18 protein-coding genes are annotated in these 17,971 nt (G+C 32.8%); 11 read left to right on the top strand and 7 right to left on the bottom strand.

Going from position 1 to position 17,971, the window contains the following annotated elements; translation table 11 throughout:
* Positions 1-350 precede the first annotated feature (350 nt).
* Positions 351-1,658, bottom strand: a complete 1,308-nt coding sequence (locus AC1RRU_RS08000) for a TrkH family potassium uptake protein (RefSeq protein WP_016931198.1) — start codon at positions 1,656-1,658, stop codon at positions 351-353.
* A 1,510-nt stretch (positions 1,659-3,168) separates the two neighbouring features.
* Between AC1RRU_RS08000 and AC1RRU_RS07995 the strand changes: the two genes are divergently transcribed.
* Complete coding sequence (locus AC1RRU_RS07995) at positions 3,169-3,684, top strand: GNAT family N-acetyltransferase (protein WP_011276813.1); 516 nt, start codon at positions 3,169-3,171, stop codon at positions 3,682-3,684.
* Here the strand turns inward: AC1RRU_RS07995 and AC1RRU_RS07990 are convergent.
* The 3 genes from AC1RRU_RS07990 to AC1RRU_RS07980 all read right to left on the bottom strand — a co-directional run bounded on the left by AC1RRU_RS07990 (position 3,600) and on the right by AC1RRU_RS07980 (position 4,856).
* A complete protein-coding gene (locus AC1RRU_RS07990) occupies positions 3,600-4,028 on the bottom strand; it encodes a GNAT family N-acetyltransferase (RefSeq protein WP_016931199.1) in 429 nt (142 codons plus the stop codon). The two genes, AC1RRU_RS07995 and AC1RRU_RS07990, sit on opposite strands and share 85 nt — an antisense overlap.
* A gap of 33 nt (positions 4,029-4,061) precedes the next feature.
* Positions 4,062-4,421, bottom strand: coding sequence for a DUF1304 domain-containing protein (locus AC1RRU_RS07985; protein WP_029376669.1), 360 nt, complete (start codon positions 4,419-4,421; stop codon positions 4,062-4,064).
* Positions 4,422-4,793: 372 nt separating this feature from the next.
* Positions 4,794-4,856, bottom strand: a complete 63-nt coding sequence (locus tag AC1RRU_RS07980; protein ID WP_089046351.1) for an alpha family phenol-soluble modulin — start codon at positions 4,854-4,856, stop codon at positions 4,794-4,796.
* Between the two features lie 519 nt (positions 4,857-5,375).
* Between AC1RRU_RS07980 and AC1RRU_RS07975 the strand changes: the two genes are divergently transcribed.
* The 8 genes from AC1RRU_RS07975 to AC1RRU_RS07940 all read left to right on the top strand — a co-directional run bounded on the left by AC1RRU_RS07975 (position 5,376) and on the right by AC1RRU_RS07940 (position 13,482).
* Positions 5,376-6,875: an NADH dehydrogenase subunit 5 gene (locus AC1RRU_RS07975; RefSeq protein ID WP_033080073.1), complete on the top strand. Its 1,500-nt coding sequence runs from the start codon at positions 5,376-5,378 to the stop codon at positions 6,873-6,875.
* Positions 6,876-6,890: 15 nt separating this feature from the next.
* On the top strand, positions 6,891-9,461 hold the full coding sequence (locus AC1RRU_RS07970) for a DUF2309 domain-containing protein (protein ID WP_016931201.1): 2,571 nt from the start codon (positions 6,891-6,893) through the stop codon (positions 9,459-9,461).
* A 69-nt stretch (positions 9,462-9,530) separates the two neighbouring features.
* Positions 9,531-9,893 carry a Na-translocating system protein MpsC family protein gene (locus tag AC1RRU_RS07965; RefSeq protein WP_011276808.1) on the top strand — a complete coding sequence of 121 codons (363 nt, stop codon included), beginning with the start codon at positions 9,531-9,533 and terminating at the stop codon, positions 9,891-9,893.
* A 199-nt stretch (positions 9,894-10,092) separates the two neighbouring features.
* A complete protein-coding gene (locus AC1RRU_RS07960) occupies positions 10,093-10,785 on the top strand; it encodes a GNAT family N-acetyltransferase (protein ID WP_011276807.1) in 693 nt (230 codons plus the stop codon).
* A gap of 59 nt (positions 10,786-10,844) precedes the next feature.
* Entirely contained in the window at positions 10,845-11,531 is a 687-nt protein-coding gene (locus AC1RRU_RS07955) for a phosphatase PAP2 family protein (RefSeq protein WP_011276806.1), read from the top strand.
* Positions 11,532-11,563: 32 nt separating this feature from the next.
* The gene (locus tag AC1RRU_RS07950) at positions 11,564-12,421 is read left to right on the top strand and encodes a patatin-like phospholipase family protein (protein ID WP_016931202.1); all 858 of its coding nucleotides are present in this window, start codon (positions 11,564-11,566) and stop codon (positions 12,419-12,421) included.
* Between the two features lie 66 nt (positions 12,422-12,487).
* On the top strand, positions 12,488-13,219 hold the full coding sequence (locus tag AC1RRU_RS07945) for an alpha/beta hydrolase (RefSeq protein ID WP_011276804.1): 732 nt from the start codon (positions 12,488-12,490) through the stop codon (positions 13,217-13,219).
* A 14-nt stretch (positions 13,220-13,233) separates the two neighbouring features.
* Positions 13,234-13,482, top strand: a complete 249-nt coding sequence (locus tag AC1RRU_RS07940; RefSeq protein WP_011276803.1) for a hypothetical protein — start codon at positions 13,234-13,236, stop codon at positions 13,480-13,482.
* Positions 13,483-13,790: 308 nt separating this feature from the next.
* Here the strand turns inward: AC1RRU_RS07940 and AC1RRU_RS07935 are convergent, their stop codons facing one another.
* Positions 13,791-14,078 carry a hypothetical protein gene (locus tag AC1RRU_RS07935; protein ID WP_070855448.1) on the bottom strand — a complete coding sequence of 96 codons (288 nt, stop codon included), beginning with the start codon at positions 14,076-14,078 and terminating at the stop codon, positions 13,791-13,793.
* 150 nt (positions 14,079-14,228) lie between these two features.
* Here AC1RRU_RS07935 and AC1RRU_RS07930 point away from each other — a divergent pair, with 150 nt between their 5' ends.
* A complete protein-coding gene (locus AC1RRU_RS07930) occupies positions 14,229-15,557 on the top strand; it encodes a sodium-dependent transporter (protein ID WP_016931203.1) in 1,329 nt (442 codons plus the stop codon).
* Positions 15,558-15,609: 52 nt separating this feature from the next.
* Here AC1RRU_RS07930 and AC1RRU_RS07925 read toward each other — a convergent pair whose 3' ends face one another.
* On the bottom strand, positions 15,610-16,149 hold the full coding sequence (locus AC1RRU_RS07925) for a hypothetical protein (protein WP_016931204.1): 540 nt from the start codon (positions 16,147-16,149) through the stop codon (positions 15,610-15,612).
* A 121-nt stretch (positions 16,150-16,270) separates the two neighbouring features.
* Positions 16,271-16,801, bottom strand: coding sequence for a pentapeptide repeat-containing protein (locus AC1RRU_RS07920; protein WP_016931205.1), 531 nt, complete (start codon positions 16,799-16,801; stop codon positions 16,271-16,273).
* A gap of 273 nt (positions 16,802-17,074) precedes the next feature.
* On the opposite strand from AC1RRU_RS07920, the gene AC1RRU_RS07915 reads away from it, so the two are divergent.
* Complete coding sequence (locus tag AC1RRU_RS07915; RefSeq protein ID WP_016931206.1) at positions 17,075-17,971, top strand: PLP-dependent cysteine synthase family protein; 897 nt, start codon at positions 17,075-17,077, stop codon at positions 17,969-17,971.

The following is a 17,971-nucleotide window of genomic DNA, read 5'->3' as shown; positions in this document are numbered from 1 at the left end:
TAAAGAGTGTGCAGTGTGGCATACGTTGAGTAAAACACAAAAAGGTTTAGGAGTAATACTACCGTTTAACTTAATGATTGCAAGAAACGGTGTAGATAGGCGCATAGTACCATCTATAAAATTAAATGATGATAGGATATTTATTTATCCGAATAGATAGCGTTGGGCTTATTTACGATAGGGTTGATGTGAACAAAGTTGTACCTACGTTTATTGATGATATAGGGAGATTTGAGGAATAATAGAAGAAAATGGAGTTACACTCCATGCTTTTAATATTACTAAGAAATCATTCTGCTTTTTGATATAAATAAAGGCCTTCTCTATTTTTCATAGAGGAGGCTTTGTTATTAAATATGAATATGTCCTTTTGAGTAATGATATTTTCTAGGGCTTCTTGTAGGAATAAAAGCTCTTGCCATAGTCAATAAGCCCACTTTACCAAATAGCATAACAATCACGATAATTAGTTCTGTTAAGCCGTTATATTCAGATGTTAGATCCATAGTCAAACCAACAGTCCCAAAAGCGGATATAACTTCAAACAATATTTTAACTAATGGTATGCTTGGATTAATAATTGTTAATAAAAAAGTAATAGCGAATATGAAAATAATAGAAATGGTAATTGTCACGATAGATAGTTTAATATATTTGTCAGATATTTCTCTATTAAATAAAGAGACAGTATTTTCTTTACATATAGCATTTAAAACAAAAATAAAAACTATTGCAAATGTCGTTACTTTAATACCTCCAGCAGCACTAAGAGGCGCTCCTCCAATAAACATAAGTGCCATTAATAATAAAGCGGTAGGAGTTTTAATATTTCCCATATCAATACTATTGAAACCGGCTGTTCTTGTCGTTACCGATTGAAATAAGGCATTACCTATTTTTTCAATCAATCCCATATTATTTAAAGTATTGGATTGTTCTAATAAAAAGAATAATATAGCGCCAAAAATAATTAAAATAAAAGTAGTTGAAAGTACCACTTTTGAATGAAATGAAAGCTTATTAAGTTTTTTGCAGTTAATCAAATCAACAAGTACGAAATGTCCTAATCCACCTAGAACTATTAAAAAGGGGACAGTAATAATAACTACTGGATCGTTAGAAAAGTCTATTAGATTATTTTTAAATAAGGCAAAACCAGCATTATTAAAAGCTGATACAGCAGTAAATAAACTTATGAATAATCCCTGTCCAATTCCAAATTTAGGTATAAATGATAGACTTAAACAAAATGCACCTATCAACTCTGTAATAAAACTATAAATCGCTAAATGCTTAATTAATTTGACAACTCCTCCAGCTTCATCTATATTCCATGTGACCATAATTAAAAATCTGTTTTGCAGTGAAACCTTTTTATTTAAAAACACAAATATGAGCATTGTTACGGTAACAATACCAAGCCCACCGATTTGTATTAATAATAATATAACTACTTCTCCAAGTAGGTTAAATTGGGCTCCTATATCAACTGGAGATAAACCCGTAACAGTGAAAGCGCTAGAAGCAATAAAAAGAGCGTCTATAAAGGTTATAGGTTTTTTACCAGTATAGGGTAAATAAAGTAAGATAGCCCCTACAAGCGTCGTTGAAAAAAAGAGCATTAAATAAAAGTACAATGATTTATTAGCTTTACTCATGATTTATACTCCAATATTTATATTCTATTTTGATAAGTAGATAATATCATAAATAGAATATAAAATATAACAACCATAGAATAACAATTAATTAGAAAAAGAATGAAGTTTAACATAGAATGATAATGTAAATGATTAGCACACGGACAAGTTAGATATTTCATTTTAAACGTCACTAATATAGTGAGTGGTGGTTTTTTGTATCATAAGACACTGAGAAGCGTCCTGTGTTGCAGTGAGAAATACATTGTAAATTCATCTTTACACACTAATAAAAACTTTTAACAATTATTTAATAGACATTATCTATAAAAAAAGAGATAATAATTTCCAGAGGCTAATATAAAGCCTCAGCTGTCCTATAGAGTTTATTAAATGAAGCCCTTAGCTATACGTGGATATGTAATTGTTAAAAGAGGCTAACCTTAATGGTTGGTCTCTTTTATATATATACAAAAAACTTCATTAATCAATTGACTAATGAGGAGAGTTTATTTTATGAGCTTAATCTATTACACCCATGCTTAAATTAATATAAACATATTTTATTTTATTATTCTGTAATTATTCATGACGAAACACATTTTTTAAAGACGCTGAGAGACGTATTCTAATGCAGCGAGAAATAGGAATACGTACAAATATATATTGATCGTTACAAATACAAGAGTAGAATTTTATATGAGAAATCATTGTGTGTCATCAAATATTAATAGTAGAAAAACAATAATGAATATGTAATAATTAACGAGTGAGATTACCTTTGTTATAGTATTACCCTTACCTTATATCCTTTTCGTCTATTAGTACGTTTCATACTCACTTAGGTAATCTCTAACTTTGTTAAGTATACGGCATAAGACTCGAGGGGCTTAATGCCCTTTTTATAATGAAAATTGACTTTGATGGAGAGTTTATATTGATTGAAATATAAACAATAGTTTTTTTAAAATATGATAATGTGGTAAATTAAATATATGTTGAATTCCCTTCAACATATAGAAATGTTTTAACACAAGCATTTCTCAAACTTTTCCTTTTATTGAGGCAAATCCTAGCGATTGCCTCAATTTTTATGTTATGATTTACTTACTCTCGAAAAGAGAGAGTGTGTTTTAGATTAGTATCTTTAGATAATATTGTAAGTCAACGATATCATTTTGAAAACATTCTCCCCTAAAAAGATGTTTTCGAACCCCTTTCGCCACATCTTAATTGATGTGTTTTTTTTAGTTTTAATGAATTGCAAATAGCATAATCTTTAAAATTAAATGCATTTTAAAACAGAGGGCAAAAAAGGGCATATTTTTGAAACTAAGGGCAAACGTATGAACATAAATTTGGTTATTGAGCAGTTATAACTACTGATATAAACCTATTTTGAAAGAATACGATATTATATAAAATAAAGTTTACGATTGAGTGGGAATAGAAGTTAAAATGTAATTTTAGGCTAGAAATACCTTTGTGATAGGGTTTCTAGCCTTTTTTAATATGAGAGGTTTTGAAAATGAGATTAAATAAAATCGAGCTTCAAGAAAAGGATTATCCTAAGGCATTGGCTATTTGGGAGCGTTCAGTTATTGCTACACATGACTTTTTAAAAGAGAAAGATAGAATAGCACTAAAAAAGGAAATCCCAACATACTTCTCGCATGTTGAGGCATATTTGTGGTTTGATGGTGATGATGTCATTGGATTTTCAGGGACTAATGAAGCTAATTTGGAAATGCTATTTTTAGATCCTAAATACTTTAAACAGGGTTATGGCACGGAAATACTGCAAACTTTAATTCAAGAGCATAAGGTTCAATATGTGGATGTAAACAAAGATAACCCCAATGCCGTGTCATTTTATCTCAAAAATGGATTCAAACAATATGATGAATCTGCAAAAGATGGACAGGGTAGGGATTATCCAATCGTACATCTTAAATTGTTTTACTTCTTCCATGCCATTAATAATTCAGTATGGTTTGTTTTATCAATATTGGCGTCAATTTTTATGAAACCTAAATCCGTATAAAAATGAACGGCGCGATGGTTTTCTTCAAATACTTTTAAAGATAAATAATCATATTCAGATTGTAAATGCTTAATGAGTGCATGCCCAATCCCTTGGTCTCGAAATTCCTCTTTTACAAACAAACCGGCTATGTAAGTGTCATTAAGCCCGCAAAATGCGACAATGTCCTTACCATTTTTATAAACGTAAACATCAGCATCCTTAAGAGCGTCAAGTACAGTAGTATAGTTGTCTATCCAATAAAAACTATCAATAAAGGTATGTGTATCTAAATTTGCATTAAGCCAAATATTTCCTAAAATTTTTATAGTTTTATGATTTTTCTTTTTTAAATGTTCTATCATAGCAAACACCAACTTTATATATATAGTAGATAATTAAAGTAATAAAGAGATTAAAGCTAGAATTGGAAGGGTTCCTTGTTTAAGGAAAATACTAATATGACTCGTTAACCCACCGTAAACAGCTACTATAATGGTATAAATTAGAATTGGAATGCATAGTTGTTTAGGAGCACTACTGAAAAAAAGACCATAAATTAGAAGTAAACCAATCAAGCCATTATACACTCCTTGGTTCTTAAGAAGGGTATTTATGTTTTTATTATTCAGTTGACTAACAGGAATACCGAAGACTTTGCTCGTTCTATCGGAAGTCGTTGCTATGGTCTCTAAATACATAATAAATAGAAATTCAATCGCTACAAGTGAAATGAGTATTATGGATAGTATATGAATTTAAATCAGTCCTTTCTGTAAATGATAAATTGTATTTTTATATGCATCTCTATTACTTGTTTGATTATTACCCTAATTTTAGTAGCATTTGTGTGAAATAGGAGTTTTAATAAGAAAAATTCACTAAACATTAACCGATTTAGTGATTTGAAGGAAATTTTCGACACATTTTTAAGCGTTTTCACAAAATTGTTACATGCATGAACGCTAAAATATGTTACTTTATAGTTAAACAAATAAATTCATTTTATCCACTGACGTTCAATTCTTATATATAGGGATTGAGCGTTTTGTTTGTATGCACAAAAAAAGAGTGAAATCATCCGATTTCACTCTTTTTTATATGGAATGTTTATGTGCGTAATGCGAGACTTATTTTTTAGTTAAGTCGATGATGAATTTAACAAGTTCAATAATACCAGAAATGATTCCCATTTTGAGTACCTCCTTATTAAATGTTAAATAAAGTATATCGTGATTTTGAGAGGATTTGTTTGGTAATTCCTAACTCAATGAAAGCGTTTCGTAGTCGTTAGATTTCAGACAACTTAATACGATAAATCATGCCTATCTGAAAGATTGAAGTGTAACGTGTTATTAAATGTATGAAAGAACTTCCAATTACTATAATAGATTGACTTTTTAGCAATATTTTCTTATATTGTATGTATTACGCTGATTTTTACATAGGTGTTTATCAAGCATTTGTGCAAGGAATTTTTCGAAATCCATTGTTCACTTGAAGGGTAAGGCATATGTTCAACGATACATATTAGGTAGCTTGAAAAAGCATTTATACATATTAAGTAAATGAGTTCTCATAGAAACCTACAATAGTTAGTAAATATCTGATACCTAAGGATAAAACTAGACTATTGTAGGTTTTTTCTTATATTGTTAATAGTATAAGGGAACTTTTTATATGAAATAGATTGAAGACATGGAGGAGCGGCAATGTTAAGTTCTGGTTTTTTACTAACATTATTTTTCGTAACGCTTGTCATTGCAGTGTTAAGTGGCTTAATTTTTTTAATGCCATCGGTTCCTGTAAAATACATACGTTTACATTTAACTTTACTTCTATTACCTGTCATTGTAGGAGTAATTGGATTAATCACTATTAATGGCAGAGAAGTTATAGGTATCTTTGCTCTAGATAAACTAGCTTGGTTAGTAGGTGCCTTTGTATTAGCTTTAGGTTTTATTATTCAGAAATTTTCTGCACGTTACTTATTAGGCGATCGTAATTATCGTAAATACTTCCCGTTATACACATTTACAACAGTATTTGCGTCTATTGGTTGGTTAAGTAATGATTTACGCTTGATGGTTATTTGTTGGGGACTAACATTATTTTGTCTAACACAACTTATACGATTAAACCGTTCTTGGAAAGTGCCGGCTGAAGCAGCAAAAGTATCTGCGCGTTCATTTATCATTGGATGGGTTGCTTTATTATTAGCTGTAGTTGTATTTTTTATCGGTACTGGCGATTGGGTTATCGATCCATCACAAGATTACGATGTTTCAATGAGTTATGGACTGAAATTAATTGTAGATTTATTACTTGTTATTGCTGTTATTATTCCAGCAGCACAATATCCATTTCAAAGTTGGTTAATTGAGTCTGTTGTTGCACCAACACCCGTATCTGCAATTATGCATGCTGGTATTGTAAATGCTGGTGGTATTATTTTAACGCGTTTTTCACCAGTATTTGATAATAATATTGCATTAACGTTATTACTCATTATTTCAAGTATTTCAGTACTTATTGGATCAGGGATTAGTTTGGTGCATGTTGATTATAAAAGACAACTTGTAGGTTCAACAATGAGTCAAATGGGTTTCATGCTTGTGCAATGTGCTTTGGGTGTTTATTCTGCTGCGATTATTCACTTGATTTTACATGGCGTATTTAAAGCAACGCTATTTTTACAATCAGGGTCAATTGTTAAACGCTTCAATATTCCAACACCACCAAATGTTAAGCGTTCTTATGCTTGGACAGTATTAGGAAGAACATTAGCCGTTGTTATTGCTATTATCTTCTTTTTAACAAGTTCGCATACGCCTTACACATTAATTAGCGCCTTTATCCTAGCATGGTCATTATCTGTATCGTGGAATCAAATGGTTGCATTAAATAGAGGTATGATGGGAAGAGTAATTGGCATTGTGATGCTTATCATTGTGGCGCTCGTTTACGTTGTGACACATGAAGTATTTGTTAATATTCTAAATAGTGTATATATGGTAACACCACATCCACCATTAATTAGCGTTATCATTTGTGTGGCCATCCTAGTATTAGGTAGTATCTTTAGCATTTGGGTAGCACGTCGTCGTTCATCAATAGCCTTCGCTAAAGTATATTTATGGCTTGTAAAAATTGGAGAAGCAAAATTTAAATCGGTTGAAAGTCATCCGAACTACTTAAAGAATTATTTATAAGAGGTGAAATCTAACATGACAATAACTAAACATAACATAGAAGAAACAGTTAAATCGGCACGTCGTGTGATTACACCACTATCTCCTATATCTATCTTTGCAGCACGTAATCCATGGGAAGAAATGGAACATGAAACGTTTGATCAAGTAGCTCAATGGTTTAAACATGTTCGTGATATAGATTTATACCCAAGTCATGCGTCAGTGATGACTGCTTTAGAAAATGGCGAGATAGACCAGAAACTTGTAGAAACAGAAGTACAACAAGCTATTAAAGACTACAACACTTCAGTGCCAAAATCACATATTGATATTTATTGTAAAAATGCGATGCGCATCAAAGATTTGCCTACAAACCTAATAACTAAAGAAGCATACTTAAAGATTGAAGTATCTAAGCTCAAACGTGTATTTGAAAATGAGCCTTTTAAATATGCACGATCAAAAAGTGCGAATGCATTTAATGCTAAAGGTGAATCTTTAATGGATGAACTGAATACACATATCATTAAGTGGTCTAAATTATATTTAGATAATTTCCAATCAAGTTGGACTATGCCTAAAAGAGAAGAAGGATTCTATATTTCTTGGCTACATTTAGCACAGCATGATCCAATGCTTACTAAAACGCAACGTAAAATGATTAAGACACTGCCTCAAGATTATAGAGAGGCTTTAATCATGGCATTAAATCATTTAGATATAGCTGAAGATGAACGTGAATCATATTTAACAGGTCATTTCCTATCATTACCAGGTTGGGCAGGCATGATGTACTACCGTGCTGAGCAACATGAACATGAAGCGGATTTGTTAACGCAGTATCTTGCTATAAGATTAACGATGGAGTGTATTTTACTAGATACTGAAAAAATGAGCCGTCCGGCAGTCTTAAATGTTGAAAGACGAATCAAAGAGCTTGTAAGTAAATGGTTATATTATGGAGAGATGTCAATTGATGATTGGGCCTCAATGTCTATTGAAGACCAATTGGAACATTTAAGATTTGCTCATGATTTTAACCCACTCTATTTCAAAAAATTATGGCTTGAAGCGTGGGAAGAAACACATGAACGTGAGTTAGTCGAAGCGATTTATGATAAATCTGTTAAACCAGTAGAGCAAGAAACTCAAGTCCAATTAGCTTTTTGCATTGATGTGCGTTCAGAGCCTTTTCGTCGTCACTTAGAGAGTGAAGGACCGTTTGAGACGATAGGTATTGCAGGTTTCTTTGGCCTTCCAATTAGAAAAGAAGTGTTAGATGAACAATTTACGCATAATTCATTACCTGTTATGGTACCACCAGCTTATGCTATTAAAGAGTATGCCGATCGCCATGATTTAAATACGTATAACCAACAACAACATTCGGTTACATCCATGTTTTATACATTCAAATTGATGAAACATAATGTCTTACCGAGTTTACTCTTACCAGAATTAAGTGGACCATTTTTAAGCTTAAACACGATAGCGAGTACATTAATGCCGAAGAAGACAGGCCATTTTGTGCGCAATTTTACGAAGAATTGGTTGAAGAAACCCGAAGCTAAATTAACAATTGATCGTGAGCATGAAATTTATAATGATTTACCAATAGGGTTTACAGAAGAAGAACAGGTTGCTTTCACAAGACAGGCACTACAATTGATGGATTTAACGACAAACTTTGCACCTTTAATTGTACTAGGCGGTCATGGAAGTGTGTCTAATAACAATCCTTATCATGCTTCGTTAGAATGTGGCGCTTGTGGAGGCGCGTCAAGTGGATTCAATGCTAAGCTATTGGCAATGATGTGTAATTTACCACATGTACGTGAAGCTTTAAAAAATGAGGGTATAGTGATTCCTGACTCAACCGTCTTTGTTGCTGCAGAGCATAAGACGTCTATCGATGAATTAGAATTTATTTATATGCCAGAATTAACTAAGGAAGCTCAAAATGCATTGGATATGTTAAATGAAGCTATGCCACGTATAAGTTATAAAGCGAATTCGGAACGTCTCGCTAATCTTCCTGGCTTAGATCAAGATGATTTGAAAGATCCGGTTGCAGAAGCGCATCGCTTTGCGAATGACTGGAGTGAAATCCGTCCAGAATGGGGCTTAGCTCGTAATGCAGAATTTATTATTGGTCAGCGTAATATTACTGCAGGTACCAATTTAGAAGGACGAGCTTTCTTACATAATTATGATTGGAAGAAAGACACTGATGGGCAATTATTAAATACAATTATTTCGGGTCCAGCTTTAGTAGCACAGTGGATTAATCTACAATATTACGCGTCGACTGTTGCACCACATTTTTATGGAAGCGGAAATAAGACTACCCAATCAGTAACATCTGGTGTTGGCGTCATGCAAGGTAATTCAAGTGACTTATTGGCTGGGTTACCTTGGCAATCGGTTATGGCTGCAGATAATAAAATTTATCATTCTCCAATTCGATTGTTAGTTGTTATCCAAGCGCCAGATCAATATATTAAAGACTTACTTGAGAATAATATTAAATTCAAACAGAAAGTTGATAATCAATGGGTACGTTTGGCTAGTATTGATGAAAATGGTAGTTGGAAAGACTGGTAGAGAGTTCGGTTTTTTCGGAAAAAGTGATAAAATAAAGTTAATCAATTAATAGGAGACAAATGATTAATCATGGCTAAATCTAAAGGTGCTTATGAGGCAGAGATTAGTAAGGCAATTACACAATGGGAAAAGGATTTTCTCGGACGTGGCTCACTTTCAGTAAAAACTGATATACTACGCGATATGATTATCGTCAACTTACAAGGCGTATTAACTCCTGCAGAATATCGAGTATGCAAGACACAAGAAGGCCTACTTAACATTAAACGAACGCGGTCGGAACTTGTGGAGTCAGGACAAGATGATTTGATGCAATTAATCTTAGATATTACTGGCGTCAGTGTGAGTAGTTTCCATAGTGATTTAAGTACGATTACAGGCGAACGAGTGATTGTATTTAAACTAGATACTAATTTGGAAAAGCAACTTTAAACTCAATGTCGTTAATGTTAATACAATTTTAAAGAGGCACCCTAAAAGTTAGATTATTATGCTGACTTTGTAGGGTGCTTTTAAGTATAAACGTTTTAATTAATGAATTATCCATTTATATTTAAATATTTCTAATTAAGAGATTATTTTATTGGATTAGTGTACAATTTACACAAAGAGAATCTAGGAGTTGAAAGTGATGCGCGTAAATGAGTTTAAGCAACCAATTGGAGAAGCATTAGATGACTTTGTGACGCCGTCTTTTCCTGATGCACAAACGCTAGAGGGCAGTTATGGAAGGTTAACAAAGCTAAGTATTGAACACATAAATGATTTATATGACGTTCTATGTGATGTTGAATCGAGACGCATTTGGACGTATCTTTATGAGGGCCCTTTTGATTCTAAGACCGAATTTGAACAATACATTAAACAACTTATTGATAGTAAAGATAAATATTTCTTTACGATTTTAGATAATGTGCAACAAAAACCTTTAGGTATTCTAGCATTAATGCGTATAAATCCAGAACAAGGGTCTATAGAAGTAGGCAATATTATCTACTCTAAAACGTTAAAGAAAACACGTGTGGCTACAGAAACTCAATATTTGTTAGCGAAATATGTGTTCGAAACGTTAGGCTACAGACGATATGAATGGAAATGTGATAACTTAAATGCACCTTCCAAACATGCTGCGCAACGATTTGGATTTACATATGAAGGATTATTTAGACAATCTAATATTTGTAAAGGTCGTAATCGTGATACTGCTTGGTTCTCATTGTTGGATAGTGAGTGGCCAGATGTAAAAGCAAGATTTGAACACTGGCTTGAACTATCTAATTTTGATCAGGAGGGACAACAAATTAAACATTTAAATGACTTTTAATAAGTAAAATACATGTTTAATTATTTTTGAAAATAATGAAATTAGGGACTGGTAAGCGTATGAATAAACAAATAAGTGAAATTTCACCTAAGATGACGTTGCCTATGTTCATGATTGGGTTAATTATTTTTGTCGTTGTTGCAATAAATGTAATTCACGATACATTATTGGTTCAAAATGTCGATATAGGTTCTTTACATTGGCTGACAGATTATTTTGGTGAGCCGGAACGTAAATACGGCGATGGTATTTGGCATAATTTCATGACTTTTTGTGCTGAGATAGGAGAAGTAAAGTCAGTTATCTATATCACACTATTTTTAGCAATTGTTTTATTGTTTAAACATTATAAATTATCGATTTGGATGGTTTTAACTATAACGAGTGGTACGTTATTAAATTATTTAATTAAACAACTCATCGAGAGACAACGTCCATTTAATCATTTGATGCGAGACCACGGATATTCATTTCCAAGTGGGCATTCTAATGCAAGTACGTTACTTGCTTTAATATTGTTAATTATTTTAATTCCTTTAATAAAACTCAAAGCAATAAGGATAATAGCCAATACTATCACTATTATCATTTGGATAGGTGTGCTGTGTTGCCGACTATATTTTCATGCGCATTATATTACAGATGTAGTTGGAGGCGTTACACTAGGTATCATTTGGGTAGCATTGTTTTTAATGATATTACCATTGTTTTATCTTAATTTACGTAATAAGCCTAATAATAAATAGTTCAATATCTTTTTTACAAAGGGGAGATGGCAATGTCAAAAGATAAGGAACGTACTTTAGTTCTTGGCGGAGGCGGAATTACAGGAATTGCTTGGGAATCTGGCGTATTAGCTGGATTGATTGAAAGTGGTGTAGGTTTAGAGTTAGCAGATAGAATCATAGGTACATCTGCAGGTTCGTTTGTAGGTGCAGTACTAGCTAACGGTTATGATATGCGTACATATTACTATGAGCTAAATGAACGAAGAGATGATAGTGATCATGCGACGCTTTCTTCAGATATTTATCGGTTATGGCAGAATGCATTTATCGTAGGACGTGATGATGCGACTAAAGTAGGTCAAATGATGGGTGATATTGTATATACGCGACCTTCACGTGTTGATTTAACTAAACGTAAACAAGCCATTCGTCAACGTTTAGGCGATGTAGGGTGGCATGATAATTTAGAAATTACTGCTATGAATGCTAAGACAGGAGAAGTCTCTACATTTCATTCACATAGCAACGTAACACTTGAGGAAGCCGTGACAGCGAGCGGTGCAGTACCTGGCATTTGGCCACATATACGTTTGAACAATTGTGATTGGATTGATGGAGGTATGGTTTCTCCGACAAATGCTATGTTAGCTAAAGGTGCAGACAGTATTATTATTTTAGCGCCGATAGCAGATGGTTTAGGTATGATGCCAGGTGCATTTGATGATGCGAAATTATTAAGCGAGCATAGTCATGTTTTAGTAATTAGTCCAGATAGTAAGAGTAGAGCTGAAATTGGAGATAACATTTATAATCCCAATAACATACTAAAAATTGGCAATGCTGGTTATGAGCAAGGAAAGTTACTTGCACAACGTATTCATCTGGAATTTTGCGAGTGGGTTGAATGATTTGAAGATTTTAAGACTACGCGCAGTATTATAATATACTAATTTTAGAATAAGGAGAGAGTAAGAATGAAAGTAAAATCACCACGCCCAATTAATTTAAAGGGGACACGTAAAGAAGCGGTCTTATTGCTTCATTCATTTACTGGAACGATTCGTGATGTGAAACCCTTAGCACAAAAACTTAATCAAGAGGGTTATACATGTTACGCACCTAATTATAAAGGACATGGATTACCACTAGATCAGTTTACGCAGTATACTGTTCACGATTGGTGGAATGATGTCTTAAATGGTTATCAATACTTGAAAGATGAAGGGTATGAAACCATTTATGCAACAGGGGTATCATTGGGCGGATTATTCACATTGAAATTGGCTGAAACGGTAGACGTAGCGAAAATTGCGGTTATGTCAGCACCAAGTGAAAAAGAAGAAGCTGGTATAGTATGGCGTATGGAACGATATGGTCAGCGTATGAATGAGTTAATGAATTTAGATAGTGATGCTTCACAGGAACAGTTTAATTACATAGAGGACTATCGTCCAAGTGTTCGTGTATTCAAAGATTTCATTTCCAATATTACTGCTCATTTAGGTGATATCAAGACACCAGCGAGAATTCTTTATGGAGAAAAAGATGAACAATCTTATCAAGATAGTGCACATTATATTTATGAGCACATTAATAGTGAAGATAAAGATTTAACAAGTCATCCTTTAAGCAAGCATCTCATGACGCATGGCGAAGGCAGTGATAAAGTAGAAACACAAATTGCAGAATTTTTCATGACTAATTGAGTGGAGCGAATGTGATGAAACGTACATTTTTACTAACTTATATAACGACATCTGGAAAACATTATAATGAGTTTAAAACTTTTAAAAATGGTCCTGATAAAGATGCATGTATTCAACGTCTTATTGATGAATTTGATGAACTTGCTTATTTATTTTTAAAAGATGGCCAACAATCTCATTATATCAATGTTGATCACATTGAAAGTTTGAGTATTCAAGAAGTTACTGAGGGACAAGACGTCGTATACGATTTTAATGATTAAATTAGCTATTAGTATGATCAATATATAGGGAGTGGGACAGAAATAATATTTTCTCAAAATTTATTTCGTTGTCCTACCCCGGCAAGGATGACTAGGTTTGAAAAAAGCTTGATTCAAGCGCATTTTCAAATCAGTCAGCTACTGACAAAATGATAAAATAGGCTGAGACATTTTATTTTGTCCCAGCCTCTATTTTAATGTTTAAAAAGCACAATGACTTTACCACAAAAAAATTAAATATTGTAATTTGATTGATAAGTTAGTTTAACTAAGTATTAGACAATGAATGTTGTCATACGCAATAAGCATCATTTCATTTCGTTTAGAAATTCAAAGATTTTTTCTCGTTGATTAACAACTATTTTATGAACATTTTTGTTCTTATCAATTATTTTGACACCATTTGGGATAATGAATAAAGTATTAACTTTCGAAACTTCTTGAATATGTTGATAAGGTACGAAGACTGAATCAGCTTGAATGTTAAATGAGTGAGGAGTAAATCTAAATCCATCATCCTCAAATACAATATGGCCCCCTACAGCTTCTACGCCTTTCCAATAATTAGCTTTAATTCTTTCATGAAGTAAACTCATTATATTCCCCCTTAGGCAATCACTATTAGTTAAATTTTACTATAAAGATAAAAAAATAAAAAATCTATGTATATTGCACTTATAAGCAAGACGTGTTAAAGTATTACTTAAGTGCATAAACGCTTTAACGCGTTAAAGGGAGTGGATGAATTGAGCAAAGAGTCACAATGGAAGACATCAACCGGATTTATCTTAGCCAGTGCGGGATCGGCAATAGGACTAGGAGCAATGTGGAAGTTTCCGTACATGGCAGGCATTTATGGTGGCGGAGCTTTTTTACTTTTATTCTTAATATTTACTATTTTTGTAGGGTTACCGCTATTAATTATGGAATTTACAGTAGGTAAGATGGGACGTACTTATACTACTCACATATATAGCAAGTTAACTGGTAAGAAATGGCTAAACATTATTGGATGGAATGGTAATTTAGCAGTATTTATATTATTTGGATTTTATAGTGTTATAGGTGGATGGATCATTATCTACATTGGTAATGTCATCTTACAAATGTTATCTATTGAGAAAACGACACTGACAAATATTAATTTTGAAGCAATCATTAGTAATCCATGGCTAACTGTTTTAGGCCAGGGGATTTTTATCTTTTTAACAATGATAATCGTCATGTTGGGCGTTGAAAAAGGGTTAGAAAAAGCATCTAAAGTAATGATGCCGCTATTATTTATCTTTTTAATTATCGTGGTAGTCAAATCTTTAACTTTAGACGGCGCGATAGACGGCGTGCGTTATATTCTACAGCCACGTCTAGAAGATATTTCAATGGAAGGTATTCTATTTGCGTTAGGTCAGTCATTCTTTACGTTATCATTGGGAACAACTGGGATGATTACTTATGCAAGTTATGCGCCAAAAGAAATGACAATAAAGTCATCAGCAATTTCAATAGTAATTATGAATATTTTAGTATCTGTATTAGCTGGTTTAGCCATATTTCCAGCTTTAAAAACGTTTGGATATGAACCTCAGGAGGGGCCAGGACTATTGTTCAAAGTTTTACCATTAGTATTTAGTCAAATGGGCTTTGGCGTTATGTTTTATTTCATATTCTTAATCTTATTCTTATTTGCTGCATTAACTTCTTCTATTTCGCTATTAGAATTAAACGTATCTAATTTCACTAAAAATGATAATTCTAAGCGTAAATCTGTAGCATTTATCGCAAGTATATTGGTATTAATTATTAGTATTCCAGCTACGCTATCATTTAGCAGTTTAAGTGATATTAAATTTGGTGCGGGAACTATTTTTGATAATATGGATTTCATAGTTTCAAACATTTTAATGCCTTTAGGCGCACTTGGGACAACATTAGTAGTAGGGCAATTATTAGATAAAGAAGCTTTAAAAGAAAGTTTCGGTCGCGACAAGTTCAAATTCTTTGCGCCATGGTATTTTTTAATTAAATTCGTTATGCCAGCCGTTATTATACTCGTGTTTATCGTTCAATTATTCTAAAGATCATACAATATAAAAAGGTTAGTCACACATATGTGGCTAACCTTTTTTACTAATTGAAACGAGCATTTATATAATCTCGTTCAATTTCTAATAGCTCTAAATAATCTTCAGACATGATTTCTTTACCAATTTCTATATTTTTAGAAACAATAAAGTCAGCAAGTTTATGGTTTTCCTCATCAGAGTCAAAGAATGAAAGTGCTCTTTTTATTGTATCTTTTTCAGAAAAAAGAATTAACGTACGACCGTACACTAAATCTTCCTTACTTCTTTGATAAGAAGCCTCTAAAAAAGCAAATATTTTTGAACCATCATTATATTCAAAAGCTGAGTCTATATCACCTTGAACTTTATCAGCAATATTAGACAATCTTGACTGTTCAGCTGGATCTTCTGGTCTATATTGATCTCGTATATACTCTTTCCACTTAATTAATTCTGAAGCAATATGTTCTTTTAATTCTGAATCATTATTATTTGTTTTAAATGCGTCAACTTGTTGTCGTAACTCGCTTAAATCCATTAAATCTTCACGGTTAAGTTGACTCGATTCAAACGCTTCATAGTGATCATTTTCATGTGTAGACATCAATCTTCCCCCCCTTTAGATACTTTGATTCTTTATTCCTTTTAACACTACATCTAAAACATATCAGTTTTGATATTAAAAAGGGATATGTTAGAAATGATACAAATGTGGAACAGTAGGATTACATGTTTTCAAAACGAACGTCTTGTTTGCGTAATTCTTTCATCACTTTCTCAGAAATTGCTGAATTGTTGATTGAAACATTTTTAAATACACAATCTTTAATTTTAACATTGTCTAGGTTACATAAATCTAATGCCACATTTTCAAACACGACTTTCTTTAAGACAACATCGTTGAAAGTGACGTTGCGTAAGCTACAGTCTTTGAAGGAAGTCTGTTCTATAGTTAGTGCGTTGAATTGACTATCATCGAATGTAGTTACACTGTAGTTTACTTTACTCATTAACGTTTTAAAGAAATTAATGTTTACAAAAATACTACTGCTAAAGTCACAATTAATTAATTTAGTGTTAGACACGGTATGAACATTTTTAAATATGCCCTCAGAAAAGTCACAGTTTTTAAAATAACTCTTATTAATTTCTAAATCGTCGTACATAGCGTTTCTAAAGGTACTATTGGTATATTTTATGCTTTTATAGTGTTCATTAGTAAACACAGATAGAGATAAATCGGCTTTTGATGTCATTACGATTCTCCTTTAAGTATTATTAATACGTATAATCAATTATTGTGTTTGCATCGATATTATCGTAACACGAGTATTAAGTTGAACGATAGTTATTGAGTTCTTATATATTACATGGAAAAGTTTAAAATTTGCAGTTTTGCATAAATCTAAAGATTATCGTATAATTCATAGTGATTGAGTAAGAATTATAAACTAAATTTGGGGTTAATGAATACTATAAACAGAAGGTAGGTTGAGTCAAAGCGAATAAGAGCGCTTTAGATAATTAATATGATTGCATTTGACTTAATAGGACAAACACCACTCGTATTACTGGAGAGTTTTAGCGATGAGAACGTTCAGATTTATGCTAAATTAGAGCAATTCAATCCAGGTGGTAGTGTAAAAGATAGACTAGGTAAATACCTTGTTGAAACAGCCATAAAAGAAGGTCGAGTTTCTTCGGGGGACACGATTGTTGAAGCTACAGCGGGAAATACTGGAATAGGACTTGTAATTGCTGCTAATCGGTATCATTTAAAATGTGTTATTTTTGCGCCAGAGGGCTTTTCTGAAGAAAAAATATCAATTATGCGTGCATTAGGCGCAGATATTAAACGTACGCCTAAAGATGAAGGCGTGATTGGTGCGCAAACTAAAGCAAGAAGCTACGCCCAAGAATACGGGGCAGTATATATGAACCAATTTGAAACTGAACATAATCCAGCGGCATATACGCATACGTTAGGTAAACAACTGACTGATACTTTGCCAAACATAGACTACTTTGTTGCAGGCGTGGGTTCAGGAGGTACGTTTACAGGCGTTGCACAACATCTTAAACAGTATAATGTAAAGAATGTGATCGTTGAACCAGAAGGCTCAATATTAAATGGTGGCGAAGCACATTCGCATGATATTGAAGGTATTGGTTCAGAAAAATGGCCCATCTTTTTGGAACGAAGTTTAGTAGATCAAATCATTACAGTAAGTGATAAAGATGGCTTTGCCAATGTTAAACGTTTAGCACAACAAGAAGGATTATTAGTAGGTAGCTCATCAGGCGCTGCTTTACAAGGTGCTTTAGACATTAAAAATCAAATCGATAAGGGCGTTATTGTAACCATTTTTCCAGATGGAAGCGATCGTTATATGTCGAAAAAAATATTTGAATACAAAGGAGAATAA

Source organism: Staphylococcus sp. GW821-FHT11H10 (assembly GCF_058807855.1).
The sequence above is the reverse complement of the archived record's forward strand: the minus strand, read 5'-3'. Positions and strand labels throughout refer to the sequence as shown.

Bases quoted from the DNA above. Each gene is read 5' to 3' on its own strand.
- AC1RRU_RS08000 (WP_016931198.1), bottom strand. From the start codon at position 1,658: ATGAGTAAAGCTAATAAATCATTGTACTTTTATTTAATGCTCTTTTTT.
- AC1RRU_RS07995 (WP_011276813.1), top strand. From the start codon at position 3,169: ATGAGATTAAATAAAATCGAGCTTCAAGAAAAGGATTATCCTAAGGCA.
- AC1RRU_RS07990 (WP_016931199.1), bottom strand. From the start codon at position 4,028: ATGATAGAACATTTAAAAAAGAAAAATCATAAAACTATAAAAATTTTA.
- AC1RRU_RS07975 (WP_033080073.1), top strand. From the start codon at position 5,376: ATGTTAAGTTCTGGTTTTTTACTAACATTATTTTTCGTAACGCTTGTC.
- AC1RRU_RS07970 (WP_016931201.1), top strand. From the start codon at position 6,891: ATGACAATAACTAAACATAACATAGAAGAAACAGTTAAATCGGCACGT.
- AC1RRU_RS07965 (WP_011276808.1), top strand. From the start codon at position 9,531: ATGGCTAAATCTAAAGGTGCTTATGAGGCAGAGATTAGTAAGGCAATT.
- AC1RRU_RS07960 (WP_011276807.1), top strand. From the start codon at position 10,093: ATGCGCGTAAATGAGTTTAAGCAACCAATTGGAGAAGCATTAGATGAC.
- AC1RRU_RS07955 (WP_011276806.1), top strand. From the start codon at position 10,845: ATGAATAAACAAATAAGTGAAATTTCACCTAAGATGACGTTGCCTATG.
- AC1RRU_RS07950 (WP_016931202.1), top strand. From the start codon at position 11,564: ATGTCAAAAGATAAGGAACGTACTTTAGTTCTTGGCGGAGGCGGAATT.
- AC1RRU_RS07945 (WP_011276804.1), top strand. From the start codon at position 12,488: ATGAAAGTAAAATCACCACGCCCAATTAATTTAAAGGGGACACGTAAA.
- AC1RRU_RS07940 (WP_011276803.1), top strand. From the start codon at position 13,234: ATGAAACGTACATTTTTACTAACTTATATAACGACATCTGGAAAACAT.
- AC1RRU_RS07935 (WP_070855448.1), bottom strand. From the start codon at position 14,078: ATGAGTTTACTTCATGAAAGAATTAAAGCTAATTATTGGAAAGGCGTA.
- AC1RRU_RS07925 (WP_016931204.1), bottom strand. From the start codon at position 16,149: ATGTCTACACATGAAAATGATCACTATGAAGCGTTTGAATCGAGTCAA.
- AC1RRU_RS07920 (WP_016931205.1), bottom strand. From the start codon at position 16,801: ATGACATCAAAAGCCGATTTATCTCTATCTGTGTTTACTAATGAACAC.
- AC1RRU_RS07915 (WP_016931206.1), top strand. From the start codon at position 17,075: ATGATTGCATTTGACTTAATAGGACAAACACCACTCGTATTACTGGAG.